The organism is Bifidobacterium sp. ESL0690 (assembly GCF_029392315.1).
GTDB lineage: Bacteria > Actinomycetota > Actinomycetes > Actinomycetales > Bifidobacteriaceae > Bifidobacterium.
This window is the reverse complement of record NZ_CP113939.1, coordinates 2,181,092-2,206,195: the sequence shown is the minus strand read 5'-3', so window position 1 is coordinate 2,206,195 and position 25,104 is coordinate 2,181,092. Positions and strand designations below refer to the sequence as shown.

Annotated in this window: 21 protein-coding genes; 7 read left to right on the top strand and 14 right to left on the bottom strand. The window is 55.3% G+C overall.

Annotated elements, in window-relative coordinates:
• Positions 1–34 precede the first annotated feature (34 nt).
• From trmD to rpsP, 4 genes are all read right to left on the bottom strand, one after another.
• The gene (gene trmD, locus OZX62_RS08660; RefSeq protein WP_277177089.1) at positions 35–1,057 is read right to left on the bottom strand and encodes a tRNA (guanosine(37)-N1)-methyltransferase TrmD; all 1,023 of its coding nucleotides are present in this window, start codon (positions 1,055–1,057) and stop codon (positions 35–37) included.
• A 223-nt stretch (positions 1,058–1,280) separates the two neighbouring features.
• Entirely contained in the window at positions 1,281–1,931 is a 651-nt protein-coding gene (rimM, locus tag OZX62_RS08655) for a ribosome maturation factor RimM (RefSeq protein WP_277177088.1), read from the bottom strand.
• A gap of 14 nt (positions 1,932–1,945) precedes the next feature.
• Positions 1,946–2,179, bottom strand: a complete 234-nt coding sequence (locus OZX62_RS08650; protein ID WP_277142488.1) for an RNA-binding protein — start codon at positions 2,177–2,179, stop codon at positions 1,946–1,948.
• A gap of 2 nt (positions 2,180–2,181) precedes the next feature.
• Positions 2,182–2,670: a 30S ribosomal protein S16 gene (rpsP, locus tag OZX62_RS08645; RefSeq protein WP_277175786.1), complete on the bottom strand. Its 489-nt coding sequence runs from the start codon at positions 2,668–2,670 to the stop codon at positions 2,182–2,184.
• 221 nt (positions 2,671–2,891) lie between these two features.
• Here rpsP and OZX62_RS08640 point away from each other — a divergent pair, with 221 nt between their 5' ends.
• Positions 2,892–3,830 (top strand): 3-hydroxyacyl-CoA dehydrogenase family protein, encoded by a 939-nt coding sequence (locus OZX62_RS08640; protein WP_277177087.1) that lies wholly within the window; start codon positions 2,892–2,894, stop codon positions 3,828–3,830.
• Positions 3,831–3,996: 166 nt separating this feature from the next.
• Here OZX62_RS08640 and OZX62_RS08635 read toward each other — a convergent pair whose 3' ends face one another.
• Entirely contained in the window at positions 3,997–4,227 is a 231-nt protein-coding gene (locus OZX62_RS08635; protein WP_277175785.1) for a DUF1778 domain-containing protein, read from the bottom strand.
• Between the two features lie 578 nt (positions 4,228–4,805).
• On the opposite strand from OZX62_RS08635, the gene OZX62_RS08630 reads away from it, so the two are divergent.
• Together OZX62_RS08630 and OZX62_RS08625 are read left to right on the top strand one after the other, a co-directional pair.
• On the top strand, positions 4,806–5,588 hold the full coding sequence (locus tag OZX62_RS08630; RefSeq protein WP_277175784.1) for a hypothetical protein: 783 nt from the start codon (positions 4,806–4,808) through the stop codon (positions 5,586–5,588).
• A gap of 89 nt (positions 5,589–5,677) precedes the next feature.
• Complete coding sequence (locus tag OZX62_RS08625; RefSeq protein ID WP_277175783.1) at positions 5,678–6,121, top strand: hypothetical protein; 444 nt, start codon at positions 5,678–5,680, stop codon at positions 6,119–6,121.
• A gap of 77 nt (positions 6,122–6,198) precedes the next feature.
• Here OZX62_RS08625 and OZX62_RS08620 read toward each other — a convergent pair whose 3' ends face one another.
• From OZX62_RS08620 to cysS, 4 genes are all read right to left on the bottom strand, one after another.
• On the bottom strand, positions 6,199–7,203 hold the full coding sequence (locus OZX62_RS08620; RefSeq protein WP_277175782.1) for an endonuclease/exonuclease/phosphatase family protein: 1,005 nt from the start codon (positions 7,201–7,203) through the stop codon (positions 6,199–6,201).
• Between the two features lie 16 nt (positions 7,204–7,219).
• Complete coding sequence (gene ffh / locus OZX62_RS08615) at positions 7,220–8,881, bottom strand: signal recognition particle protein (protein ID WP_277175781.1); 1,662 nt, start codon at positions 8,879–8,881, stop codon at positions 7,220–7,222.
• A 141-nt stretch (positions 8,882–9,022) separates the two neighbouring features.
• Positions 9,023–11,278 (bottom strand): BspA family leucine-rich repeat surface protein, encoded by a 2,256-nt coding sequence (locus OZX62_RS08610; RefSeq protein ID WP_277175780.1) that lies wholly within the window; start codon positions 11,276–11,278, stop codon positions 9,023–9,025.
• A gap of 243 nt (positions 11,279–11,521) precedes the next feature.
• Positions 11,522–13,363, bottom strand: a complete 1,842-nt coding sequence (gene cysS / locus OZX62_RS08605; protein ID WP_277175779.1) for a cysteine--tRNA ligase — start codon at positions 13,361–13,363, stop codon at positions 11,522–11,524.
• Positions 13,364–13,465: 102 nt separating this feature from the next.
• Between cysS and OZX62_RS08600 the strand changes: the two genes are divergently transcribed.
• Both OZX62_RS08600 and OZX62_RS08595 read left to right on the top strand, forming a co-directional pair.
• Positions 13,466–14,194: a type 1 glutamine amidotransferase gene (locus OZX62_RS08600; protein ID WP_277175778.1), complete on the top strand. Its 729-nt coding sequence runs from the start codon at positions 13,466–13,468 to the stop codon at positions 14,192–14,194.
• Between the two features lie 217 nt (positions 14,195–14,411).
• Positions 14,412–16,655, top strand: coding sequence for an ABC-F family ATP-binding cassette domain-containing protein (locus tag OZX62_RS08595; protein ID WP_277175777.1), 2,244 nt, complete (start codon positions 14,412–14,414; stop codon positions 16,653–16,655).
• 41 nt (positions 16,656–16,696) lie between these two features.
• Here OZX62_RS08595 and OZX62_RS08590 read toward each other — a convergent pair whose 3' ends face one another.
• From OZX62_RS08590 to OZX62_RS08570, 5 genes are all read right to left on the bottom strand, one after another.
• A complete protein-coding gene (locus OZX62_RS08590) occupies positions 16,697–16,885 on the bottom strand; it encodes a hypothetical protein (protein ID WP_277175776.1) in 189 nt (62 codons plus the stop codon).
• 18 nt (positions 16,886–16,903) lie between these two features.
• The gene (locus OZX62_RS08585; RefSeq protein WP_277175775.1) at positions 16,904–17,329 is read right to left on the bottom strand and encodes a type II toxin-antitoxin system VapC family toxin; all 426 of its coding nucleotides are present in this window, start codon (positions 17,327–17,329) and stop codon (positions 16,904–16,906) included.
• Positions 17,326–17,601, bottom strand: coding sequence for a DNA-binding protein (locus OZX62_RS08580; protein WP_277175774.1), 276 nt, complete (start codon positions 17,599–17,601; stop codon positions 17,326–17,328). Before OZX62_RS08580 ends, OZX62_RS08585 begins: the two co-directional genes overlap by 4 nt.
• Positions 17,602–17,768: 167 nt before the next feature.
• On the bottom strand, positions 17,769–18,323 hold the full coding sequence (gene ilvN / locus OZX62_RS08575) for an acetolactate synthase small subunit (protein WP_277158158.1): 555 nt from the start codon (positions 18,321–18,323) through the stop codon (positions 17,769–17,771).
• Positions 18,324–18,344: 21 nt separating this feature from the next.
• Positions 18,345–20,279 carry an acetolactate synthase large subunit gene (locus OZX62_RS08570; protein WP_277177086.1) on the bottom strand — a complete coding sequence of 645 codons (1,935 nt, stop codon included), beginning with the start codon at positions 20,277–20,279 and terminating at the stop codon, positions 18,345–18,347.
• 373 nt (positions 20,280–20,652) lie between these two features.
• On the opposite strand from OZX62_RS08570, the gene OZX62_RS08565 reads away from it, so the two are divergent.
• A complete protein-coding gene (locus OZX62_RS08565) occupies positions 20,653–22,758 on the top strand; it encodes a leucine-rich repeat domain-containing protein (protein ID WP_277175773.1) in 2,106 nt (701 codons plus the stop codon).
• A gap of 101 nt (positions 22,759–22,859) precedes the next feature.
• Positions 22,860–25,100, top strand: coding sequence for a leucine-rich repeat domain-containing protein (locus OZX62_RS08560; RefSeq protein ID WP_277175772.1), 2,241 nt, complete (start codon positions 22,860–22,862; stop codon positions 25,098–25,100).
• Positions 25,101–25,104: the final 4 nt, after the last annotated feature.

The window sequence follows — 25,104 nt, the reverse complement described above, 5'->3', positions numbered from 1 at the left end:
AACCGGTGATGAGGTAGAAGGAATTGTTCTGCGTCTAGGCGTCCAACTTGCGCGGGTGGAAACCAGAGACCTCCCAGCCTAGGGACATCAGGGTTTTGCGGTCGGCCTTGTCGAGGGACTTGCAGTCGAGCTGTTGGATGAGGTCGGGGCGGAGCTGGGCGGTGTGGGCAATGGCCTCGTCGCGGCGGAAGCGATCGACCTTGCCGTGGTCGCCGCTCGTGAGCACGTCGGGGACGCCCATGCCGCGCCAGACGGCCGGCTTCGTGTACTGGTAGTGCTCCAGAAGCGCGTTTTGGCCGGTATAGGATTCCTCCACGATGGAGTCGGGGTTGCCCATGAATCCGGGCATCAGGCGGGTGATGGCTTCGAGCATCACTGAGACGGCTACCTCGCCGCCGTTCAGTACGTAATCGCCGATGGAATATTCGCGTACGTCAACGCCCTGCGCACGGTAGTAGCGGGGGATACGCGCGTCATAGCCTTCATAGCGTCCGCAGCCGAACAGAAGGTGGCTGGCTCGCGAAAGTTCGGTAGCGTCGCGCTGGGTAAACAGCGGTGCCGAAGGATTCGGGAAAATCAGAACGGGCTTGGTGACGGTTTGGCCAGTTGTCACGGAAGTAGTCGTTTCGTCATCTGAATCGTTCTGTGCGTCGTCGGAAGTGCCATTGTGAATTTGGAAAGATGATGCTGCGTTTTCTGCCATTACATTATCTGCAGCCAGATCCGATTTATCGAATGAATAGGGTTTTGACTCGGAAAATGATTGAGAATTGTTGATAGCTGCTAAAGATTCTTGGGTGTTGTTGCCATCACTGATTTCAGCAGGTTCCAGATTAAGCAAGTCGTCCAAACATTCGGCCCAGACCTCGGGTTTCATCACCATGCCGGCGCCGCCGCCGACCGGTGTATCGTCAACGGAATGGTGCACGTCGTGGGTCCAGTCGCGCAAATCGTGCGTTTTCACGTCAAGCAGCCCACGTTCGATGGCCTTGCCAAACAGGCCGACTTTGAGAGCTTCAAAATACTCGGGAAATACAGACACGATATCAATCTTCATGCTTTTAACCATATCGTGACCCCATCCATCTGGGTAACCACCCATTTCGGTAACCGCCCAGATGGGTAATAGATGAAACTTCTAATTGGATAATGCATACCTGATAAATGGCATCCAAGGCATGAGGTCACTTCTGTGATTGGAAATATTGTCGAACAAAAAGGTGTAGGCATCAGACGAATTGTCGCTGATACCTACACCTTATGTGAAGGTTGAAATAGCTTTACAAATCTGGAATCAGACCAGTTGGCGGATCCAGAGTGAGATAATGTTCGTCAAGATTGATGTCTGGCACTAATTCATCAACGAATGGAACTAACACTGTTTTTATGATTTTAGTGTCATTGTTCTCGTCATTCTCGTCAGAAGATGCAGGAATATAGCTGCCGTCTTTTTGCTCGATAACCGGCGTGGCCAAGCGGATTTTCAGCAGCGATTGCGCAGGTCCGTCGATGACGTCCACGACCTTGCCGATGACGTTACCGGCTTTTCCGCTTTCGATTCCGTTAGCAGGGTTGTCGGCGACGCGAGCCTCAAGTCCGATAAGATCCTTGGGGTACCAAGCATCTTCCTCGGCCATTTCTTCGGGATCGTCGGCTTCGACGTAAAGTTCCAAGCCGTTCAAAGCCTCGGAAGCGTCACGGTCGTCAACGCCTTCAAAATGCAGAATCCAGCGGTCTTTAAACGTGCGGGAACGGGCGATGGTGTACGTCCGCGAGCCATCTTTGGTATACAAAACCGAACCAGGGGCAAACCGCAGCTCCGGCTCGTCGGTGAACGTGCGGACGGTGACCTCGCCCTTGAGCCCTTGCGCACGCCCGATACGGCAGACCCTCAACAGTTCACGCTGCTGAGGGTCTGCCTGCTGCGAAATTGTTTCGTCGCGATTCACTTGCGAACATCCATGATGTCGACGCGCACCTTGTGGTCAGACAACGCCTGCACCACGGTACGGATCGCATTGGCGGTGCGGCCGGAGCGGCCGATCACACGTCCGATGTCTTCAGGATTCACACGCACCCGCAACAGTTCGCCGCGGGCGTTTTCGTGGGACTTCACCGACACATCATCGGGAAAGTCGACGATATTGGAAATGAGATGTTCCACAGCTTGCGCGAGCATGATTACTCAGCCTTCTCGGTCTCAGCAGCTTCGGCCTTGGCCTCTTCAGCGCCGGCTTCCTCTGCCTTGGCTTCGTCGGCCTTGGCGGCTTCCGCGGCCTTCTCGGCCTCGGCCTTTGCCTTGGCTTCGGACTGCTTGGCCTTGAGCTTCTGGGCGTCAGCCTCAGCGGCTTCGACGCGAGCAGCGGCATCTGGGCCGTCTTCAGCGGTCTTCAGCGTGCCCTCGGCACCCGGCAGACCCTTGAATTTCTGCCAGTCGCCGGTGATCTTCAAAAGATTCAGGACCGGTTCGCTCGGCTGTGCGCCGACGCCAAGCCAGTACTGAGCACGATCGGAATCGATCTTGATCATCGAAGGCTGTTGGTTCGGATCGTACAGGCCGATCTCCTCGATCGACTTGCCGTCACGCTTCTTGCGCGAATCCATGACGACAATGCGGTAGAAGGCATAGAACTTCTTGCCCATGCGCTTCAGACGAATCTTGGTAGCCATTGTGGCTCTCCTTGTTGGTTCATTGCGGTTTCGAACTCGTATGTGGGGCATACTTGCTTGAATCCGCGTTGTCCCTCACGGCCTGCGGGATTGAGAGGGCCCCGCACCCGTGAATAACTTTTCAACTATATCGCGCCCGCTGGATAGATTCCGGTGCCGGTCTATCCTTGAAAAATGAAGCTGCACCATGATGCCGCTTTCAAGGAGATATATCTATGGAAATGACGGATATCAAGAAGATTGGCAATCTCGGCGCAGGCACGATGGGTCACGCTACAGCGCTGCAGTTCGCGATGAAGGGCTATGAGGTGACCGTGGTCGATACGGCTCAACCGGCGCTGGACCGTGGCCGCAAGCTCATTGAGCGTGACCTCGATACGTTCATCAAGTCCGGCATGGTCAAAGCCAAAGATCGGGATGCGGTACTTGGCCGTATTTCGATGACCACCGACTATCAGGCGCTTGCCGACGTCGATTTCATCATCGAATCGGTGCTTGAGAATCTTGAGGTCAAACATGATGTGTGGGAAAAGGTCGAGGGTATCGTCTCCGACCAGACTATTCTGGCCACCAACACGTCAGGGCTGAGTCCGTCCGCAATCGCGAATGGTTTGCAGCATCCCGGCCGTTTTGTCGTCGCTCACTTCTGGAATCCGGCCCAGCTGATGCCTTTGGTCGAGGTGGTGCCAGGTGAGAAGACCGATCAGGCGACCGTGGACGTCACCGTCGAGCTGATGAACCACATCGGCAAGCACGCCGTGCCGCTCAAAACCGAATCGTTGGGATTTGTCGGCAACCGCATCCAGTTGGCGGTCGTCCGCGAATGCCTGAACATCGTCAAGCGTGGCATTGCCACTCCGGAGGCAGTCGACGACATCGTCAAATACAGCCTTGGCCGTCGCTGGGCGATTCTTGGCCCGATCGCCAGCATCGACCTCGGCGGGCTTGATGTTTTCGATAATATCTCCAAGTACCTTTACGACGATCTGGCCAACGAAACCGGCGAGGACACTGTTCTCAAAGCCAAGGTCGATGCCGGTGAACTTGGCTCGAAGAGCGGCAAGGGGTTCTATGACTGGCAGGGCGAGCAGGCTGCCCAGACCGTCCAGTCGCGTGACGATCAGCTCCTTGAGGCGCTCAGCCGCGATAAGGACGAGTAATAGTAATCCAGATATTCGAGTAGGAGCATTCGGGTATACGAAAAGCGGGAAACAGCTATAAGGTTGTTTCCCGCTTTTCGTGATGCTTATTAATATAATCGGATTCTGCGATTTCGTACGTATCGGTGCGGGGTCGCAGAGTTTCGGTAACCGTTCAAAAAAATTATCAGACGTTCGCAGGCGCCTCGAACGTCGCAAGGATCTTGTCGAATTCCTCGTTGACCTCCTGAAGCGTCACCTCCTGCTCCACGCCCATGCTTGCGGCCTCGAGCAATTTGTCCATCGCCCAGTCCTTTACCGGCCTTTCCTCAAGCGCCGCAGCCCGTTTCATAAGCGTGAGCTGTTCTTTGCTGACGGGAATATTGAATTGAATGTCTGCATTTTGTGTGTCGTTCATAATATGTCCTTCTTTGCATTCGACATTGAATTCGTACTTTTAGTATCGGTTCAAGTCGTCTACATAGCAACCAAATGGACAGCATATGGACACTCTTATGGAAAGTCAATAGACAGTCATTTTATGACTAGTTTTATCTTTTTTTGATTACCTTTTCGATGAAAGCGATACGTCGGCAAAAGCCTTGCGCTGCTTATGTTATGAAATGGTTTTAAAGGTAAAAGACAGCCGAATTGTTCTCTGTCTCACCTTTCGTGTTTATCTTAGAGCGCAGTAATACAATTTGCGGCAAACAAGCTGCATCGGCTGGCGAGCAGTGCAAAATGATCATCCGGGAATGGGTGTGAAACTGTTTGGTTATTGCGCTTTTGTCTTATTGTGAACGAGCTGTGGAACCTTACGTGAAGAAGCGATGAAAACGTGGATATGGGGTGTGGGCTTCGTCGATGCCGTGAATCTTTACATTTGGTGACGCATAGTGGAATTTATCAAACAATGTTGATTTGATCGTTGCCGGGTGACGTGTCCCGTGCTTCATTCGACAGACCCGGTGATGGGTCGGTAAGGGGAGTTGCCCAATGGGTGAGCGTTATGGCTACCAAGCGACGGGTGCTGGTTATCTTCCCACGAGTCAGCCGGCGGGACAAGGCGGGTACGGGCCCGGCAACGGATACGTGCATGCTGAGAATCGTCCTGGTAATGGTACGATCCATGGTGGTTGGAAACCACGGAGCCTTAAGGGGGCTCTCGAACTCGTCGCTGCGGTTTGTGTGATTGTCGCGCTGTGTTTGTTCGTCTTTGGTCATTACTTCCCGGTCCTGCTGCTGGGGAAGATCTGTCTGAATGTGAGTATCATCGCCTTCAACCTCTGCGGGGTGGCGGTCGTTTTGGTGGTTGTCGCTTTGATTGTGGCAGGCGTGATGCCACGGGAGAATGCAAAACCGTTTTCTCGGCTGCCTCGCTGGGGTCGCGTGACCGCATGGACCTTGGTGTGGGCTATGGGCGCGGTGTGGCTGCTCGGGTCGCTCTTTGCGGTTCGGGTTCCCCGCTATCAGATTCTCGATTCAGCCGACGGGCCGGGCTGCCGTGTGGTGGTCGCGTACACAGGATTTGCCGATGAAGATGTCATGGATGGCAACACCTACGCTTATCGCGCATATGTGGGTAAGCCGGGGTCGGTTCTTCTGCACGATACCCATATCCGATGGGCTGGTTTCAAAGCACGGGACACGTTCCAGGTTGTCTGGCGCGACGGGGAAGGCCATATCAAGTCACCTGATGACTCGATACTGACCGAGAATTCGACCATGGATTTCAATAAGGATTATCGTCCGCCGGCCATCACCTGCGAGGGGACATGAGGCGATGGCCTTGCCTTGTGTGAGGTTTTGCTGAACGGTTGGGGCGGTTGGCTGGCTGCTTACTGACCGATGAAAGGAGGGTTATCCCGATGACCATGGGAAATCGGATGCCGAATGTAGGTATGGGCTATCTTCAACGGAATGATATCCAAGTGGAGATATGGCGTCGCCAAGGCTCGCCGAACCTCAGTGGCAGGCCGACGGCGCTTCAGTGGTTTAGGTTCATCATGCCTTGGATGTGGGTGCTGAGTCTGGTGGTGACGGTCGTCTCTTGCCAGTTCGACGTTGCCTCCCCGCAGTTTTGGGCGGACACCGACGGTTTAGGATTGCCGATCTGCGTACCGCTTCTGATCTTTACCTTGGTGCTTGTGGCTCTTTCGGGCCTGCTGTGTTTCTCGACGCCTGCTGTGCATCTCGAGCGGGTGCCTATGTGGCCGCGTGCTCAGGATTGGGTTGAGAACCTGGTGCTTGCGTTCGTCTATGCGTTTCTCATTTTGCTTTTCATTGGCATTCCGATATTTTTGAGTTTGTGAGACAGGTTTGCAGGCATTTTCGAAGTAGTTCGAGTGGCAAGGAAAGCGGAAAAGGGGAACCCAAACTTACGTTCCAGCTAGGCGAGCCGGGCAATTAAGGCAAGATGGTCGCTGCCGGGAATGTTAATGGTCTGTATCGAAGATATAGCGATTTCTGAGGTCACCAGAACGTGATCAAGTTCCAAACGGGGCCAACGCAACCAGGTCGGGAAGCTCGCGGCGCTGCCGTGCGAGATGTCGAGACCGGCATCGGTGAAGCCGGAGTTGAGCAGGCTACGGAAACTGGGATGGTCGACGTTTGAATTGAGGTCACCCATGATGACGGTTGCGCGTGTGGGGGCGGATGGCGCTGTCGTTGCGATAGCGAATACGTCTTGGTCGACGAGTTCGCCCAGTTTCCTGATGCCGAGCGACCATTCTCGGCACCCACGCATCGGCGATTTGGGGTGCGCGCTGAAGTACGCCACGTTTCCCACGGTGATGCTCGGCACGTCGGTGGCGGCGATGTCGACGGTACGCTCGGTTTGCGCCCCGGGCTGGATGCGTGCCCAGATGCCGTTGAATCCACCGTTGTCGCTTTCCTGCGCCTTACCCAGCTGACGATAGGGGAGCAATGCGTTCATTCCGGCTTTGTCGAGCGCGTCGACGAGGTCTGGCGTAAGTTCCTGCAAGGCCAATATAGATACGTCATTGTTACGTACGGCGTCGATGATGGCTTGAGGGTCAGCTAGTCCGTAACGGCAGTTTAGCGTCATTACATTATAGTAATTATCGCTATTTTGGATTACTGAATTATCGGCTGTTTGCCTTGTGCTGCCAGAGTTGGCGGGAGTATTGCGCTTCCTGTACCAAGGCGAAGCGAATACGCCGGTAAGCAATGTCAGCATTGCGGCAAAAATGGCGATAATCCAATGCTGGGAAACAAGCGTCGCCGCCAAAACCAGCGCTGATGGCATCCACAGAAAGCGGACGAACGCGATGAGATAGGGCAGCGGTCCGTGCCCATCAACGCCCGCCGGCAGGAAACGCAGCACCCACCACAGGGCGATGAGGCCCAGCAGTATGGAAAGAGCTATAGCCATGGGACCTATTCGCGGTTCAGCCGAGCAGACCGGCAAGGCCTCCGCCGAAGTTGGGCGGAAGGTTCGGGGTGCCGTTTTCGTCGGAGCCGGCTGCTTCCATGGCTTCCTGCAGACCGGCCGGAAGGGCGGGATTCTGTGGCTTCTTGGCGAAGGCCGAACCGCCGGAGTTCTTCTTGCCGGCAAGCTTCTGGCGCAATGCTTTTTCTTCTGCCTCGCGCTTCATCGGGTTACCGGACTTGGACTTGCCCTTCTTCTTGCCTTTCTTGCCCTTTTTGCCGCCGTAGCCTCCGCCCATTGCCGGGCCGCCCATACCGGGGATGCCGCCGCCGACCTTATTGGTCATGCGCTTCATCATCTTGGCCGCCTGCTCAAAGCGTTGCAGCAGGCCGTTGACGGAGGAGACCGTGTTGCCGGAACCGTAGGCGATGCGGGCGCGGCGGGAGCCGTCGATGATGGAGGGGTCTCGGCGTTCAGCCGGGGTCATTGAATGGATGATGGCTTCGGTGCGGTCGATCTCGTGTTCGTCAAGAGCCTCGAGTTCCTTGCGGTGTGCGGCCATGCCGGGGATCATGCCCAGGAGGCTTTTCATCGAACCGAGCTTGCGCACCTGCTCGAGCTGCTCCATGAAGTCGTCGAGGCCGTAGGTGCCCTTCGCCATCTTCTTGGCGGACTGAATCGCCTCCTGCTCGTCGAATTCCTTCTGCGCCTGCTCAATCAGGGTGAGGATATCGCCCATATCAAGGATGCGGGAGGCCATGCGGTCGGGGTGGAAGACCTCGAAGTCCTTGAGCCCCTCGCCGTTGGAGACGAAAAGAATCGGTTTGCCGGTCACGGAGGCCACGGAAAGCGCCGCGCCGCCTCGTGCGTCGCCGTCGAGCTTGGAGAGCACCACGCCGGTGAAGTCCACGCCCTTGTTGAATGCCTCTGCGGTCTGCACTGCGTCCTGGCCGATCATCGCGTCGATGACGAAGAGGATTTCGTTGGGGTTCACGGCGTCTCGGATATCGCGGGCCTGCTTCATCAGCTCCTCGTCGACGCCCAAACGACCTGCGGTATCGATGATGACCGTGTCATACAGTTTGTCTTTGGCATACTGAATCGAGTCGCGCGCGACCTTCACCGGGTCGCCGCTGGTCTGGCCTGGAGCCGCGACGGCCTCGCCGCCGTCGGACTGCACACCCTTTTCTGGAGCATAAACAGGCACCTCAGCTCGCTCGCCGACCACCTGCAGCTGGGTAACGGCGTTCGGGCGCTGCAAATCGGCCGCGACCAGAAGCGGGGTATGTCCGGCGTCTTTCAGCCAATAGCCAAGTTTGCCTGCCAACGTCGTCTTACCGGCACCCTGAAGGCCGGCTAGCATGATAATGGTCGGCGGGTTCTTGGCGAAGTTGAGCGGGCGGTCAACGCCAGCACCGAGAATCTGCGTCAGCTCGTCGTTGACGATCTTCACTACCTGCTGCGCGGGGTTCAGCGCCTGCGAGACCTCTTCGCCCAGCGCACGTTCGCGCACGCGGGAAGTGAAGGAGCGCACCACGTCGAGCGCCACATCGGCGTCAAGCAGGGCGCGACGAATCTCGCGAATCGTCCCGTCGATATCCGCCTCGGAAAGTTTGCCTTTGCTCTTCAGGTGCTTGAACGCGTTGGAGAGCTTGTCTGTCAAAGAACTGAATGCTGCCATAATGACCCAATTCTAGCGGTTCGTAAGGAGAAAAAAGAAGCTCCGACTCAGTTCAAAACTGGTCGGAGCTTCTTTTTAGCGGGGGCGCAACCTTCTGTTATTCGACGTTGGCCTCTAAATCAACGCCGCACTGGCTGACTGTCAATCAGTGGTTGCTGCGGCGCGGTGTTGCGCGGCGAGGAATGCATTGTGGCGCTGGTAGAGGAACATGGCCACGAAGAACAAGACGGCAAGCACGAACATGAAAAGCCATGCCGGGGCTGGTGCGGTCTGGGTGGTTGCGCTGGGTACTGCGCTCACGACGGACTTCTTGTTGTCGTTCTTGCAGATTACCGCTGCAGGTGCCACGGAGCCTTCGCCGTAGTAGGTGATCTTGCAGATCTTTTCTTTCGGGGTCTCGCCGGAAGCGTTCGGGGAAGCACCGTTGAGGGTGTGGTCACCAGTGCCGGGAGCTGCAGGGCCGGGGGTGCCAATGCCAGGGGCCGCAGCAAACAGACGTGCGGCGGGTGCCAAGGTGGGCGTTGAAGGCGATGCGACATTGCTGGCTGCGGCAGGAGCCGGGCCCTGGGTGGCAGGATGGGAGATCATGCCGTTCGCGCTGCCTGTGCTTGACCCGGAAGGCGAGGTGGATGAGCCTGAAGGGCTGCTTGACCCGGAAGGCCCGGAAGGTGAGGAAGACCCGGAAGGCCCGGAAGGCCCGGAAGGTGAGGAAGACCCGGAAGGCGAAGTGCTGGGAGGCGTGACGTGGATGGGCTTGGCGTCTTTCTTCCAGATCGCGTAGAGCGTTACGTCAGCGCTGGCGAGGCTGATTGCGTCACCGCCGTGATGGTCGGCGCCTGTCGCACTTGGCGTGGTGTTCCAGCCCATGAAGGTGTATGTGTCAGTGGTCCCGGGCGCTGCGGAAAGCGTGTACGGGTCTGAAGCGGGCAGGGTCAACGTGGACCCGTCTGTTCGGGTGATGTTGCGCTTGCTGCCACGATTGGTCAGAACTTGCGTGGCATCGTAAGTCGGGAACGGCACGTTCTTGGCGCTCGTTTCAAATGCGCTCTGTGAAAGATTGCCGCTGCCATCGTCGGTATATCCGCTGGCTTCAGCGCTTGCCGTGTAGCCTGCGGGAAGGTTGGCGTTGAGGTTGAGCGAATGGCTCTCGTTGTTCGCGCGCGTATAGGTGCCTGCGCGGGAGGGATCGGTGGTCAGACTTGCCTGGAATTCCGCCGTGGTCTGCGGGGTGGAGTCGGTGACTTCCTGTGTGGTTCCGGAGGTGCCGGCAGACAGATGGGTGACTTTCAACCAGTTGGCATTGCCAAGATCGCTCAAATCGATGACGCTGGTCTTGGGGCCGACAGCCAATGTTTGAAGTCCGCTTCCCATGAACATATTTCCTGTATCGGTCACATTGCTGGTGTCCCAGCCGCTAAGATTCAACGTCTTGAGCTTGGTCGTGTTATAGAACGCCTGATGCATCTGCTTCAGGGAATGGGTGTCCCAGCCGCTCAAGTCCAAATCGCTGAGGCCGGTGATATCGAACATCGAGTATATGCTTTCAAGCCTGCCGGTGTTCCAGCCGCTCATGTCAAGATCCGTCAGATTTGTTCCGGCTTGGAACATTCCTCGCATGTTGGTGGTTTGGCTGGTGTCAAGGGCGTTATTGCTCTTGAAGCTTTTGAGGGTGCAACTGGAATAACCGCTGCCGTCGCATCCCCAATCGCCGAACATGAATGCTGCATTTTCCGGAAGCTTGGTTTTGCCTGGGCCTTCGAAGACGATATGCTCGGCCTGTCCGAATTCCTTTACCCGTGAGGGGTTGAGCATATAAACTGTGCTTTCGGGAATTCTTGTTCCAAAGTGCTTGTACGGGCCTGTTAGACTGCCGGAGCTTGTTATGGAGGCAGCCGCTGAGGGGGTGTAGGATTCCAAACCTGCGAAATCGTTTTCCTGCAAGGGGTCGTTGGCCGTGAAAGTCAGCGTACATTCTCCGCCGTATTCGACGCCAGGAGCCAAGGTCCAATAGCCGTGGCTCATGGTTCCAGTGTCACTGCACTCGCCGCCTTGGGTGCTGGGTTCCAGGCCCCGTGTCGCTATGCTGGCGGTCTTGTCGCTGTGGAGCCGCGAAGAGGGTAGGGTCGCAGATGAATGCGATTTTGATTTGGGTGTTAGAGTTCCGAGGGCGGGCGTCGCGCTTGTAGACGACGACCCCGATGCGCTGGTTCTGCTAGTTTCAGGAGCGGATGCCGAGGCGCCTGGGGCTGAGGTTGTGGCTCCTGAAGCTTGTGTACTGCTCGTGCTCTCTTGTGGCTGCTCGCCGGGTTGGGCGGGATCGGCTTGCGCGATGGCAGGTACCAATAGCGTCGCCGCGGCCACCGCAGTTGCGAATATCGTTTTAATCTTGCGATTCATTATTGCTTCCCCTGTCTCTTACTCTCAGTGTCGTCAAATAATCCTCAAAATATATTTATAAATAGAAATTATTATATTCGAATAACTGTAAGCAACTGTACGACAAAATCGCAGGGTATGCAAGTCAATTGCAATAATTGATATTACTTTTTAATAAATCTGGTTACGAAAATAAAAGGTGAATAATTTATTGGAAAGTAACCGTCATTTGTAATATCTGCCGCACTTTCGGCGGATGCTACCTCAGGACTTCAGACTCCAGGTGGAACCGGTAGGCTTGTCTTCGACTATCACGCCCATGGCAGCAAGGGCATTGCGGATCTTGTCGGCCTTCTCGAAGTTCTTGGTCTTGCGGGCGGCGTTGCGGGCGGCGAGCTGATAGCCGATCAGGTTGTCGAGCAACTTGCGTTCGGCTTCGGTGCTAGAGCTGCCGTTGGCGTTCTGAGCACCGGGGCTGCTTTCGGAGGTCCCGGCGTTCCAAGGCTCGGCCAACGGATCCAGGCCTAAAGTATCGAGCATCGCTCGCACCGAGAGCAACGTCTCCTGCAGAGCTACCCGGGAAGTCAGCGCGTCGATGATTTCGGAGGGAACATTGCCGTGCGTGAAGGCGAACCGAGCCTTCGCGTCGTTCTGAATGGCCTCTTTGGGCATGTCGGCATAGCGCTCGCTGGTCTCTTCGAGAACCCGGCGGAATTCGTCGGTCAAAGCGGTCATATCGGCATCGTCCAACATGTCGGTGTTTTGGTTGCCCTGCTCCGACTCAAGCTTGTCAGCCAGGGAATTGCCGTGTCGGATGGCGGTGAAAATTGCGGCGGTGGCACCCGAAACGTTGATGTCTTCGTTCATGGCCTCCACGAAATCGGCCGGCAGCTGGTCGGCCCTGACGGCTTCGACTTCCTGACGGCTTGGCTGGCCGTCGGCACCCAGAGCCTTGCCAGCGCGGCCGATGAAATTGCTGATGCGCTCGTAGGCAGATTTCGCTTCAGCGAGCGTCTGGTCGCTCCACTCGAGCATCGAACGATACTGCACGCCGCCCAACGCGTAACGCACTACCCACGCTGAATTATCCGCTAGTACGCTCGGCACGGAAAGGCCGTTGCCCAGTGACTTCGACATCTTCTCGCCCTTGGCCGTCACCCATGCCGAGTGCATCCACACGTTGGCGGATTCGTAGCCGGCCGCGCGAGTTTGCGCCATCTCGTTTTCGTGGTGGGGGAAGCGCAGGTCGAGCCCGCCGCCATGGATGTCGAACATGCCGTCGAGGTAGCGGTGACTCATCGCGGAGCATTCGATATGCCAGCCCGGACGGCCGGTGCCGAATGGCGTTTTCCAGCGGGCAGTCTCGGGGTCGCTCGGCTTCGAAGCCTTCCAAAGCGCAAAATCGCGCGGATCGTGCTTGTCGGGGGAGTGGTCGGCCGGGTCGAGCGGATTGTATTTGTCGTCGCCGGACTGGTCGACGCTCGGGCCCATTTCGTCGGCCACAGCCGCCGCGGAATCGAAATCGGAAGTCTGCTTTTGATGGGTCAGTTCGCCATAATGCGGCCAGCTGGCCACGTCGAAGAACACATTGCCAGTCGGTTTGCCGTTGGCATCGGTAATGACGTAGGCGTGACCGCGGTCAACAAGACGCTGGATTAAATCAACCATGTCGCCGATATGGCCGGTGGCACGAGGCTCGTAGGTTGGTGCAAGCACGCCGAGCGTGTCGTAGGCGCGAGTGAATTCCCGCTCATAATAATAGGCGCGCGCCCACCATTGCTGGCCGGCAGCTGCTGCCTTGTCCAAAATCTTATCGTCGATATCGGTGACATTGCGGATGAAAGTGACTTCGTAACCCAGCTTTTTGAGCCAACGACGGACAATGTCGAAGGCGACGGCGGCACGAATATGGCCGATATGCGGCGAACTTTGCACCGTGGCACCGCAGACGTAGATGCCCACTTTACCAGGCACAATCGGTGTGAACGCGGACACTTCGTGTGTGGCCGTGTTGTAAAGTCTCAGATCGTTGGCAGCTTTAGAGAGAGCCTTCGGCTGGTCTGTTCCGGAAAGGTTGGAATTCTGCGGTTTCGTGGCGTTTTCCATAATAATCAAGAATATTGGGTTTAGCCGACAAAAATGGATAAGTTCCGTTCGCTGGAAGTCAATCGTTATAAATTTGGGGTGGCGAAATGCCACAATAGAATCATGACGATGCCGAAAGTGCTTATTCTGCAACATGTCCCCTGCGAGAAGCCAGGACGAATCCTTGATAATCTTGACGATCTTGGCATGGCCAGCGAGACGTTGAGCATTGCGGCTGATGCGAACCCTGACGTGCCGAAAAGTGAGGAGATTGCTGGGCTCGTCGTGATGGGCGGGCCGATGGGGGCCCAGGATTACAAGGAGTATCCGGGGCTCAAAACCGAAGCGAAACTGGTGCGCAAGGCCGTGAAGGCCGGTAAACCGGTGCTTGGCATCTGCCTTGGCCACCAGATTATTTCGACGGCGCTCGGCGGCAAACTGCAGAGCGGAAAGTGCTCGGAAATCGGGTTCGCGCCGATCAAACGTGTCGCCAAAAACGATTGGTTCCCGATGTGGACCGACCAAATCAATGTGCTCAACTGGCATAACGACGTCGTTTCCGTGCCCGAAGGCGGGCAGCTTCTTGCGTCGTCGAAATATACTGAAAACCAGGCGTTTTGCTACAAAAGCGCGCTCGGGCTGCAATTCCATCTCGAGGTTACCCCGACGCTGCTGGACGAATGGCTCAGCGAGCCTTCCATGGTCGAGGGTATGAAGAAAAGCGAGATTGCGAAGATTCGCGAGGACTTCAAGCGCTACGACGTCGAACTGCAGCCGCTCGCCGAGCAGGTCTTTTCCTCGTTCGCCGTGCGTTGCGCCGCCAGCGCCCGCGCAATGAGTGAACAATCCTGACACCGAGCTTGCAATAGAAATCAAGGAATCGCACTATAAAGGCTGATTTTTAATCGCATCTCCAATCGAGGACGCGATAGAAATCAGGAAAATGAGGCCAAAATTGTGATTTTTGTCTCATGTCCGAATTGGTGTGCCCGTAATCGTGAAAATGTGCGGGACTCGATTTGGTTGCTGGCTAAAGGGTGTTGATAGGCGGCGGTACCATCGAATCACTATGCCGACTTATGACTTGGGACTTGAACACGTTTCGCTTGATTTCGCCACCAAAACCATTTTCACTGATGTGACGCAGGGCGTCTTCGAGGGCGACCGTATCGGCATCGTCGGCAAAAACGGCGATGGGAAGTCCACCTTGTTGCACTTGCTGGCTGGCACGCAGCAACCTGATTCCGGACGCGTGACCACCCATAACGGGCTGACTTTTGGCATGCTCGATCAGCGTGATCCGCTTGACGATAACGCTACCGTACGTGAAGCCGCGCTCGAAGGACGTGAGGATTACCAGTGGGCTTCCGATACCCGTTCGCGCGAAATCGTCGAGGCGTTGCTCGGCGGCCTGAGCCTCGACGCCAAGATTGGTTCACTTTCCGGCGGGCAGAGGCGTCGTGCCGATTTGACGCGTTTGTTGCTGAAGGATTGGGATATTCTTGCGCTCGACGAACCTACGAATCACTTGGATATCGTCACTATTCACTGGCTTGCGGAACACTTGAAGAACCGCTGGGCCGCGGGGCAGGGCGCGTTGCTGCTGGTCACCCACGACCGCTGGTTCCTTGATGAGGTTTGCGAGTCGATGTGGGAGGTGCACGACGGGGTGATCGACCCGTTCGAAGGCGGCTACAGTGCCTATATGCTTCAGCGCGTCGAACGCGACCGGCAGGCCGATATCCGCGAGGAACGTCGTCGCAATCTCGCTCGCAAAGAGTTGGCGTGGCTGACCCGCGGTGCTCGTGCCCGCGCCACCAAGCAGAAATTCCACGTGAAGCAGGCCAACGAGCTCATCGCCGACGTGCCGCCGATGCGTAACACCTTGCAATTGAAGCAGATGGCGACTTCGAGGCTCGGCAAGCAGGTTGTCGATCTTAACGACGTGACTCAGATTTTTGAGCACCTTCAAGGTGAATCTCCCAACTCGTCAGATTCTGCGAATAATGCAGAAAATTCTGCGTCTCGCGTCGATGTGGTCCCTGCTTTGTACGAGGAACCGAAAGTCATGGGCTCCGTAGAGCTGGCCGTTGATGACTTGGATGATGAACGGTTGGTGGATGCGAAGGCGCAAAAAGCCGAAGCCGCAAACTCAAAATCTGAAGTCGAGGCCAATAACGCTATCGCCAATGATCTTGCTGAGACGACTTCCGATAGCGGCAGCCAGGCAGACGGCATAGAGCATGATGCGGAATCTGACGAACAGGCGGTCCCTGCTGTCACCTCTTCGGCGCAAAAGGTGACGGTCAGTGGACGCAAGATTCTTGATGACGTGACTTGGCTGATCGGACCGGGAGACCGGTTCGGCATCGTTGGGGCGAATGGTGCAGGCAAATCAACGTTGCTGAAGATTATCGACGGCACGTTGACGCCGACGGCCGGGCATGTCAAAATCGGCAAAACCGTGAAGTTCGCGGTGCTTTCACAGCGGCTCGATGAGCTGGAGAAGCTTAACAAGTACAAAATCAAGGAAGTGCTGAGCCGTTACAAGCCGACTTATGAGGTCGATGGCAAAGAGGTTTCGACCAGCCAGCTGATGGAACGGCTTGGGTTCTCGGCGGCACAGCTAATGACGCCAATCGCCGATCTCTCTGGTGGTCAGAAGCGCCGCATGCAGCTCTTGCTGATTCTGCTGGACGAGCCGAACGTTCTGATTCTTGACGAGCCGGGCAATGACCTCGACACCGATATGCTGGCTGTGATGGAGGATTTGCTGGATTCCTGGCCCGGCACCCTGATTGTCGTTTCCCACGACCGTTACTTGCTTGAACGCGTGACCGACGAACAGTTCGCGCTGATTGGCGGGAAAGTCCGTCATCTTCCTGGTGGTGTTGACGATTATCTCGAAATGGTTCGCAAAATCGAAAACGGCGAAACACTTGATGAGGTTACCGGAGGCGATCGTCGCGGAAAATCATCAGGCAAGGGCTCGTCTTCAAGTAGTGCGTCTGAATCTCAATCGTCAAATGTGGATGCAAATGCTAATGGCAACAATGCCGATTCCGATTCGCAATCCGGCGAGACTAAGCTGACCGGCAAGGCCTTCCACGACGCTACTCGTCGTCTCTCAGCCATCGAGCGCAAACTCGCCAAACTCGAGACCGAAAAGTCGAAAATCGAGCAAAAAATGGCCACTCACGACCCGTCTGATTACGTCGGCCTAGGCAAGCTCAACGAGCAACTCTCCGCCAACTCAGCCGAGTCCGAGTCCCTGGAATCCGAGTGGATGGACCTCTCCGATCAGGTCGAATAAGTCTTCTTGATTTATTTGATTATTGTCGAAGTGCTTCACCGTTACGATTGCTTATCTACTCGAACCAGTTTTCCGCTTGCGTAGTCTTCGATTAGAGAACGGGCTTCATCTTCGGCAGTTTTGCCGTCGGCATGGGCGATATTCGTAAACTCGGCCAAGATATCGTCATCGATATCGAGCAGTAAATCATTGGATCCGCATTGTTGATTGTTGGGTAGGGTTTGAGTCATAAGTACCTTCTTCGGTTTTTAATTTTCGTATTCCCAAGGGTTGATGATTTCCACTCCTGTATCTTCAAAATCTTTGACATTCCTTGTCGCGACTTGCATGCGATTTGATTTTGCGATTGCTGCAATCATGAGATCTGGTGTACTCACCTTGCGACTGGCGTGATATCTCCGTGCTGCCATCGCCGCGTAATAACCAGTTGCAGAGGTGGCGAATGGCAATGTTCGTTGTTGGAATTGAGTGAAGAGCGGAGAAAGAGCACTCTTTAATTCGTCTTTCCGGTGTCCTTCAGGCAATAGTGCAATGCCATATAAAAGTTCTGCCAAAGTGATGGTAGAAATATACATATCCGTTAAGGAAGTTTTGAAAAACCACGACAATACATGAGTGTCTGGTCTTTTTTTACTCGAAATCTCACTGATAACGTTGGTGTCTAGCAAGATCATGATTCACCACCGAAATCGACTGGCCTTGCATCGTCTTTTTCGCGCGGAGGAACCAATTCCTCATCGTCTTCAAGTCCGCCATCTCCAAGAAACTCGCGCATCTCGGCATATAAGTCAGCTGAGGTCATTGTTTTATGTGCCACCCATGCTGCTGTCCACTGTGCTACATTGGAACGCATTTCAGCTTCCATTGAACGGTTATGTGCTTTCGCAGCCTCTTTCACAATGTCAATCTGCTCGTCAGGAACATCGCGAATCATCATTGTGCCCATCAGTACCTCCAAGTTTGACACGTCAATTATCAAAATGCTAGCAAAGTGCTAGCAGAATGTCAATACGACAATGACTTGCTGGGAATTCATAAAGGCCAAGATGAAAAGGTGGATATGGCTTGAAGCCATATCCACCTAGCAAATTGTGATGTTAATGAATTACTTTGTCACCTTCCAGTGATCTCGCTGCCGACCACCTTTTCGCTCAACGCGTGCGGGCCGCGGGTCACGGCGACAGCGCCGGAGCGGACCAGCTCGATGACGCCGTAGTCGTCCAGCAGGCCGAGCAGCGCGTCGATCTTGCCTTCGTCGCCGGTGGCCTCGATGGTCAGTGACTCGGGGTGCACGTCGACCACGCGCACGCGGAAGAGGCGGACGATCTCCAGCACGTCGGAACGATTCGTCTCGTTGGCCGCGACCTTGATGAGCACCAGTTCGCGCTGGACGGCGTCGGTGTTGTCGAGGTCGACGATTTTCAGAACGTGAAGCAGTTTGTTGAGCTGTTTGATGATCTGCTCGAGCGGCACTTGCTCGACGTCGGCGGTCACGGTGACGCGCGATATGTCGGGGCGTTCGGTGGGGGAGACGGAAAGCGAGTTGATGTTGAAAGCGCGGCGGGCGAAAAGGCCTGCTATGCGGGCCAAAACGCCGGGGCGGTTTTCGACTAGAACAGACAGGGTGTGACGCTCGCTATGCGGAGTGGATGCAGGATAGATTGCCATGATATTCCTTTCGCCTTGTCCTTACTTTTCCGCGGCCGCAGCACCGGCGGCTTCGGATTCATTATTGTTATCGCCTTGTTCGTCATCGGCAACGCGATCCGTCGAATCATGATGCAGGAGCGGTTGCACGCCAGGCTTGTAGGTCACGGTGTCATTGGACTGTCCGGCGGCCACCATCGGCCAGACCATCGCGTCCTTGTAAACGCGGAAATCGATCAGCACCGGCCGGTCGTTGATTTCGTTTGCGCGCTTGATGGCGGCCTTCGCTTCGTCTTGCGTTGTGGCGCGGATGCCGACGCAGCTATACGCCTCGGCCAGTTTGACGAAATCGGGGACGTTGACGATGTCTTCGGTGTTTTCACCGTCCTGGATGCTGGTCTGCGAATAATGCTTGTCGTAGAAGAGTGTCTGCCATTGGCGGACCATGCCGTAAACGGAATTGTTGAGAATCGCGATTTTCACCGGCGCGTTGTCGATGAACGCGGCTGCAAGTTCTTCGGAGGTCATCTGGAAGCTGCCGTCGCCGTCGATGAGCCAGACCGGCTTTTTGCCGCCGAAATCACGGGACGAACCGACGCGCGCGCCGATGGCTGCAGGCAGGCCGAAGCCCATGGTTCCAAGCCCGCCAGAGGAAATCCAGGAGTGCGGATTTTCGAAATCGATCAGCTGCGAGGCCCACATCTGGTGCTGGCCCACGCCTGAAACCCAGATGGTGGAAGGCGCGGCCTGGCGCGAAAGTTCCTCCACGACCCATTGCGGGGAAAGCGAACCATCCGGCGTTTTCTCGTCGTATTTCATCGGGTACTTTTCGCGCCACGAGTTGATGAGCCTCCACCAGGCCGCGAGATTCGGCTTGCCTTGGATGGCTTGGTTCCGCTTGATTTCGGCGTTTAGCGCGTCAAGCACTTCAGCCACGTCGCCGACGATCGGTACGTCGGGCTGGCGGCGTTTGCCGATTTCCGCGGGGTCGATGTCGATATGAACGACGCGGGCTGCGGGGGCGAAAGCCTCCATCTTGCCGGTCACACGGTCGTCGAAACGCGCGCCGATGGCCACCAGCAGGTCGCATTTCTGCGTTGCCGCCGTGGCAGCTAACGTGCCGTGCATGCCGAGCATTCCCAACATCTTCGGATCGGAATCCGGCACGATGCCTCGGGCGGGAAGCGTCGTGACGATTGGGGAATCGGTCAGGTCGGCGAGTTCTTTGACCTGTGTCCCAGCGTTGGAACGCATGGCGCCGCCACCGACGTAGAGCACCGGACGATACGACTGCTCAAAGAGTTTCGCTGCCTCGCGCAGCACGTGGCCGTGCGGTTTGGTGGTCGGGTTATAGCCGGGAAGTAGCAGTTTTTGCGGCCATGTGTAATACATGTCGCCGATCTGCGCAGTCTTCGAAACGTCGACCACCACAGGCCCGGGACGGCCGGTGCGCGCGATATAGTGCGCTTCGGCGAGCACGCGCGGGATGTCCTGCGCGTCGGTGACAAGGTAGGAATGCTTGACGACCGGGTAGGTAATACCAACAGTATCGGCCTCCTGGAAGGCGTCCGTGCCGATGGCGTCCACGCCGACCTGCCCGGAAATGACGACCAGCGGTACCGAATCCATATTCGCGTCCGCGATCGGGGTGACCATATTAGTCGCTCCCGGCCCGGAAGTGACGATGCATACGCCCACGCGCCCGGTGGCCACGGCGTAACCCTCGGCGGCGTGCCCAGCCGCCTGCTCATGGCGCATCAACACGAAACGGAACTTGGTGTCGTCGTGAATCTGATGATAAACCGGCAGAATCGCACCGCCCGGAATACCGAAAACGTCCTGTACGCCCAGATCTTCCAGCGTGCGGATCAGCGCCTGCGCGCCGGTCATCTTCTCGCCGTTTATGAGAGTCTGTTTGTTGCTTTTCGGTGCTTTCGGCACCGCGCTGAATGCCTGTAAAGGCGTTGGTGACACCATCATTCCTCTTGTCTCTTCGGGGTTTATAAGGATTGTCGGTGACCTGCTGCGTATGGTGTACGCCCGCATGGCTGTGACGTTCGGCGTTCGCATCGGCCGTTCTTGGCAGGCCGCGGCGCTATGTCGATGTGGTAGATATGATAACGCCTGACTCGCGGCAAACCTGTTTATTGCCCAAATATTGGCGTCGAGACGGCGATTTATTACTTATAACTCGCAAAAAATACGCGCCCAAGGCTGTTGTCATTGTTCTGTGCGGATGATTCTTATTGTTCGTGATACACGTGTGTGTCTGGTTTACGGTTATACGTACGTACGTTGCGAGTGGCTGTTGTGATAACCGGGAATATCAAAGCAAATAAAGGAGCGGACTATGGTCAAGGAAGACGTTGCGGTGATGGCCGATCGGTCTGTTTCGACGGCAACCAAGCGACCGGTTCTGGCGTTCCTGCAGACATTGTCGGTTGCGCTCCTGGCATTCGTGGCGATTGCATTGGTATTCGCGCCTTGTTCCGTTTCAGCCGCGCAAGTGCGGCACGATTGTAAGGTCGGCAGCGACAGCATAGCCGATTGTTTCCCCGATGAGGCTCTTGCCAAGGACGTCGCGAGAGCCGAGCACGTCAAGACCACTAATGTCTTTACCCAGAAAATGGTTGATGCCACCACGAAACTCAACGCTTTCAAATCGCTTAGCGGAGAAGTCGAAAGTCTTAAGGGCATCGAGAATCTGGTGAATCTCACCTATCTCAATATTGACGGTAATGATATCCAGAGCCTCGCAAGCCTAGTTAATCTCACCAAACTGCAAACGCTGTATTGCAACGGGAACGAGGTAACCGATTTCTCACCGCTTTCCAAGCTCACCTCGTTGCAGGTGCTTTCCCTGAATACTCAACAGGATAATTCTGGTTCAAATCCTGACTCCCGCTCGTCGGTTGATCTTGCTCCGCTGGCAGGTCTTACCGGGCTCAAGGTCCTTCGGCTCAATAACCTTAGGTTCAAAAGCGTTGCTCCGCTTACCGGGTTGGTCAATCTGAACGAACTTGATATCGAGAGTGCAGGCATCATCGATGGCTCGCCTTTGGCCGGCTTGGTAAATCTCACCCGGCTCGACATCAGCAGGAATGATCTCGGTTCGATTGATATGGTGCGGGGCATGACGAATCTGCGCAAGCTGTACGCGGGGCAGCAAAACACCGGGGGCAGCCTGCAGATCCGCGATGTCTCCGCGCTTGAACCGCTCGTAAACTTGCAGGAGCTGGATTTGAGTGGCAACGCGATAGCCGATATTTCGCCGTTGCGTGGAATGGCCAATATGCATGTGCTGTGGATCGGCGGTAACCGTATTTCCGACATCAGCCCGATTTCCGGGATGACGGCGTTGACGTCGTTGTCGATTGACTACAACGAGATCCAAAGTCTGGAGCCCTTGCGCGGTCTTACGCAGCTGCGCACACTCAAAGCCGACGACAACAAGATTTCGGACATCTCCCCTCTAGCCGGACTTACCAAGCTTGAAGAAGATCTCGATCTTTCCGACAACCGGATATCGGATATCTCCCCTCTCGCCAATTGTGACAAGATAAGGGACTTTGAGGCTGAAAACAACAAAATCAGCGATATCTCGGTTTTGGCGAAGATGTCAAGCATCTGGATCGTGGAGCTCGAGGGCAATGCGATACGTGACGCCACTTTACCTGCCAAAGTGAGGGATGCGGCGGCAATAAATTTGAACAGGGAATATACATTGCTTGACGACGCCGCCCCCGACCAGTTGACACTGCAGACCGGGAAGGATTTTGACGGTAAATATATCAAACCGAAGATGTATCCGAAAAACGGCCATTACGACCCGGCGACCGGGGTGGTGACATGGAAATCCGTGGGGGATGCCGACCATATATCCCTGACTTTCTGGGATGCCAAAGATATGCATGACGCCGACTTCATCGGAATGGTCTCGCGGCATATTCAAGGAGTGACGCCGAAACGGATGCACACGGTCTCGTTTACCAACGGATGCGGCCTTGATATTCCCGACCAGCAGGTGCGTGACGAAGATGTGGTGAGCGTGCCTGATGTCCCGATGACGTGCGACGGACGGGGATTCAACCGATGGCGGGTGAAAGACAGCAAGGACGAGGGTAAAGACATCTCATTTGGGCCTGAGGCTATCAATGAGCCCGTCACTGAGGATATGGAATTGAATGCCAGGTGGGATGAGGATCCGTCCAGCATCTTCTACAACGAGGAAAGAACGCGGAGCGGGAAATACTGTGATGGTCCGGCCGACGAGGATGAATATGTGGGTACCCATCCCGACGGTGGTGACGAGGGCGGCAGCTGGGATTTTTCATGGCGTGAATTGGCTTTGTTCTTTTGGCCGATTGTACTTGGGGTAATCGTTATTGTTCTTGTTGTGTTGGCCTGTTGCTTACGTGCTAAAGAGCCGAGCACTGTTGAAGACAAGGTGCAATAGGTCCGGGAATCTCATGAATTAGGGTATATAGGGGTTTTATGGATGGAGGGTTTATGGTCGATAGTGATTACGGTCGTCCGATGAACCGATGCACTGCCTCATTGGTCAGGCTGGCGTTGGCAGTATTGGCATTGTTTTCGCTCTTGCTGGCTCCGGGCGTCGCTTTGGCCGACGTGCAGCACGATTGTGTGGTCGGTCAAGATAGCATTGCCGAGTGTTTTCCCGATGAAGCGCTTGCCAAAGATGTCGCGAAGGCTGAGCACGCTAAGACCGCAAATATTTTTACCCAGCAAATGGTAGATACTACTACGAAACTCAACGCATTTGGTGAGTTGAACGGCAGGATCAAGACGCTCAAGGGCATCGAGCAGTTTGCCAACCTCACCTATCTCAATATCGACAACAACGATATCCGCGATATCAGCGACCTGGCCAAGCTCATTAAACTGCAGACGCTCTATTGCAGCCACAATCAAATCAGCGATCTATCGCCGCTTGCCGGCCTTGTATCGTTGCAGACGTTGTCTGTGACACGGCAAAACAGTTCTGCCCAGATTCTCGATTTGGTTCCTTTGGCTGCGCTTACCGCCCTTACCCACCTCAATATGTCAGGTAATATCGTAAAAAGCGTTGCCCCTCTTTCCGGTCTGATCAACCTCAACAAATTGGACATCAGCGAAGACAATGTCAGCGATATTTCGTCGCTTTCCGGTCTGGTCAATCTCACCAGTTTGGATGTTACGGGTAACTCTCTTGATTCCATCGAAGCAGTGCAGGGCATGACGCATCTGCAGGAGCTGTATGCCGGCGAGCAGCATAATGAAAATTTTGCAGAGAGAAGTATCGAGGATGTTTCGCCTCTCAAAGATCTCACTGATCTTCGTAAACTTGATTTGAGCAGCAACGCGATAAAAGATATTTCGTCGCTGCAGGGGCTGGTCAATTTGCGCGAACTATGGGTTGGCTGCAACCATATCGCTGATATCGGAGCGTTGGCTGGCATGCGTTCGTTGACGTTATTGTCGATTGACTACAACCAGATTCAAAGTCTGGAGCCGCTGCGTGGCCTTTCGCAATTGCAAGAGCTTGACGCGTGCAGGAACGAAATTTCCGACATCTCCCCGCTTTCCGGGCTTACCAAGCTTGAGAACACGCTCGATCTTTCCGACAATCGGATATCGGATATTTCGCCCCTTGCCAATTGCCACAAGCTGGAGGAACTTGATGCTGAAAACAACAACATCAGCAATATCGCGGTCCTGGCGAAAATGCCCCATACTTACAACGCACAGCTTGATGGCAACTCGGTTCGCGACGCTTCGTTGCCGGCCAAATTCAGGGACTCTCCCTTGTTGCGAAGGCAGTATGTACTGCTTGCCGATGCCGACCCGAGCGATCTGAGCTTACAGACGGCGAAAGATTTCGATGGTACCTATATCAAGCCGACAATATATCCGAAATCGGGCCATTACAATCCTATGACGGGTGTGGTGACGTGGAAGTCTGTGGGGGACGCCGACCATATATCCCTGACATGGTCTGACGCTTCGTCCAAATTGCCTACCGCAAGAATGGCGGGTACGGTTTCGCGGCATATTCGCGGAATACGGCCGGTGAAGATGCATAAGGTCTCGTTCGTCGCCCGATCTAACTCACATGTTTACGGGCATATTCCCGACCAAAAGGTGCGTGACGGCGATATAGTACGTTTTCCTAAGCTTCCGATGACATATGACACGCACGGATTCGATGGCTGGTGGTATGGGCGTGATAATTATCCGGAAGATGCTTTCAACACGCCAGTGGTTTCCGATATGAAATTGGAAGGCCGATGGGATGAGGTGTCGGCTCGGACCGTGTCAAGTATCGAAAATGGCGAAGTAGCAGGAATAGGTGATTCCCCTGCTGACGAGCAGGAATATATACAAAAGCATATGCACCAAGGGAGAGGCAATTGCGTGATTTCGGGGCACAAAGTAATAGACATCGGGTATCCGGTATTGGCCGTTTTCACGGCTTTGGTGACACTCGTGGTGACGGTTTGCTGCGTGAGGCGCGTCCGCAAATGTTTCGGATACTGGCAAACGGCTACTCGGATTATGAGGGATATTGGTATACCCGAGTACGTGGTTTCTGGCGAAGGGGTAGGAGGCGACTCCCGGATTGCTTTGGGTGATTCTGGAGAAATGGACTTGGGAGAAGAAGATACCCAGCCTGCGTTGAACGAACTTACGGAAATAGGTGAAGGAGAAGAGGGTCCTCAGACCGTGTTGGACGAATCTGCGAAAGAAAACGGAGGAGAGGGTACTCAGACCGCTTTAGGAACGAGTGAAGCAGAGTGAAGTG

Bases quoted from the DNA above. Each gene is read 5' to 3' on its own strand.
- trmD (WP_277177089.1), bottom strand. From the start codon at position 1,057: ATGAAGATTGATATCGTGTCTGTATTTCCCGAGTATTTTGAAGCTCTC.
- OZX62_RS08650 (WP_277142488.1), bottom strand. From the start codon at position 2,179: ATGCTCGCGCAAGCTGTGGAACATCTCATTTCCAATATCGTCGACTTT.
- rpsP (WP_277175786.1), bottom strand. From the start codon at position 2,670: ATGGCTACCAAGATTCGTCTGAAGCGCATGGGCAAGAAGTTCTATGCC.
- OZX62_RS08640 (WP_277177087.1), top strand. From the start codon at position 2,892: ATGACGGATATCAAGAAGATTGGCAATCTCGGCGCAGGCACGATGGGT.
- OZX62_RS08635 (WP_277175785.1), bottom strand. From the start codon at position 4,227: ATGAACGACACACAAAATGCAGACATTCAATTCAATATTCCCGTCAGC.
- OZX62_RS08630 (WP_277175784.1), top strand. From the start codon at position 4,806: ATGGGTGAGCGTTATGGCTACCAAGCGACGGGTGCTGGTTATCTTCCC.
- OZX62_RS08625 (WP_277175783.1), top strand. From the start codon at position 5,678: ATGACCATGGGAAATCGGATGCCGAATGTAGGTATGGGCTATCTTCAA.
- OZX62_RS08620 (WP_277175782.1), bottom strand. From the start codon at position 7,203: ATGGCTATAGCTCTTTCCATACTGCTGGGCCTCATCGCCCTGTGGTGG.
- ffh (WP_277175781.1), bottom strand. From the start codon at position 8,881: ATGGCAGCATTCAGTTCTTTGACAGACAAGCTCTCCAACGCGTTCAAG.
- OZX62_RS08610 (WP_277175780.1), bottom strand. From the start codon at position 11,278: ATGAATCGCAAGATTAAAACGATATTCGCAACTGCGGTGGCCGCGGCG.
- cysS (WP_277175779.1), bottom strand. From the start codon at position 13,363: ATGGAAAACGCCACGAAACCGCAGAATTCCAACCTTTCCGGAACAGAC.
- OZX62_RS08600 (WP_277175778.1), top strand. From the start codon at position 13,466: ATGACGATGCCGAAAGTGCTTATTCTGCAACATGTCCCCTGCGAGAAG.
- OZX62_RS08595 (WP_277175777.1), top strand. From the start codon at position 14,412: ATGCCGACTTATGACTTGGGACTTGAACACGTTTCGCTTGATTTCGCC.
- OZX62_RS08590 (WP_277175776.1), bottom strand. From the start codon at position 16,885: ATGACTCAAACCCTACCCAACAATCAACAATGCGGATCCAATGATTTA.
- OZX62_RS08585 (WP_277175775.1), bottom strand. From the start codon at position 17,329: ATGATCTTGCTAGACACCAACGTTATCAGTGAGATTTCGAGTAAAAAA.
- OZX62_RS08580 (WP_277175774.1), bottom strand. From the start codon at position 17,601: ATGGGCACAATGATGATTCGCGATGTTCCTGACGAGCAGATTGACATT.
- ilvN (WP_277158158.1), bottom strand. From the start codon at position 18,323: ATGGCAATCTATCCTGCATCCACTCCGCATAGCGAGCGTCACACCCTG.
- OZX62_RS08570 (WP_277177086.1), bottom strand. From the start codon at position 20,279: ATGGTGTCACCAACGCCTTTACAGGCATTCAGCGCGGTGCCGAAAGCA.
- OZX62_RS08565 (WP_277175773.1), top strand. From the start codon at position 20,653: ATGGTCAAGGAAGACGTTGCGGTGATGGCCGATCGGTCTGTTTCGACG.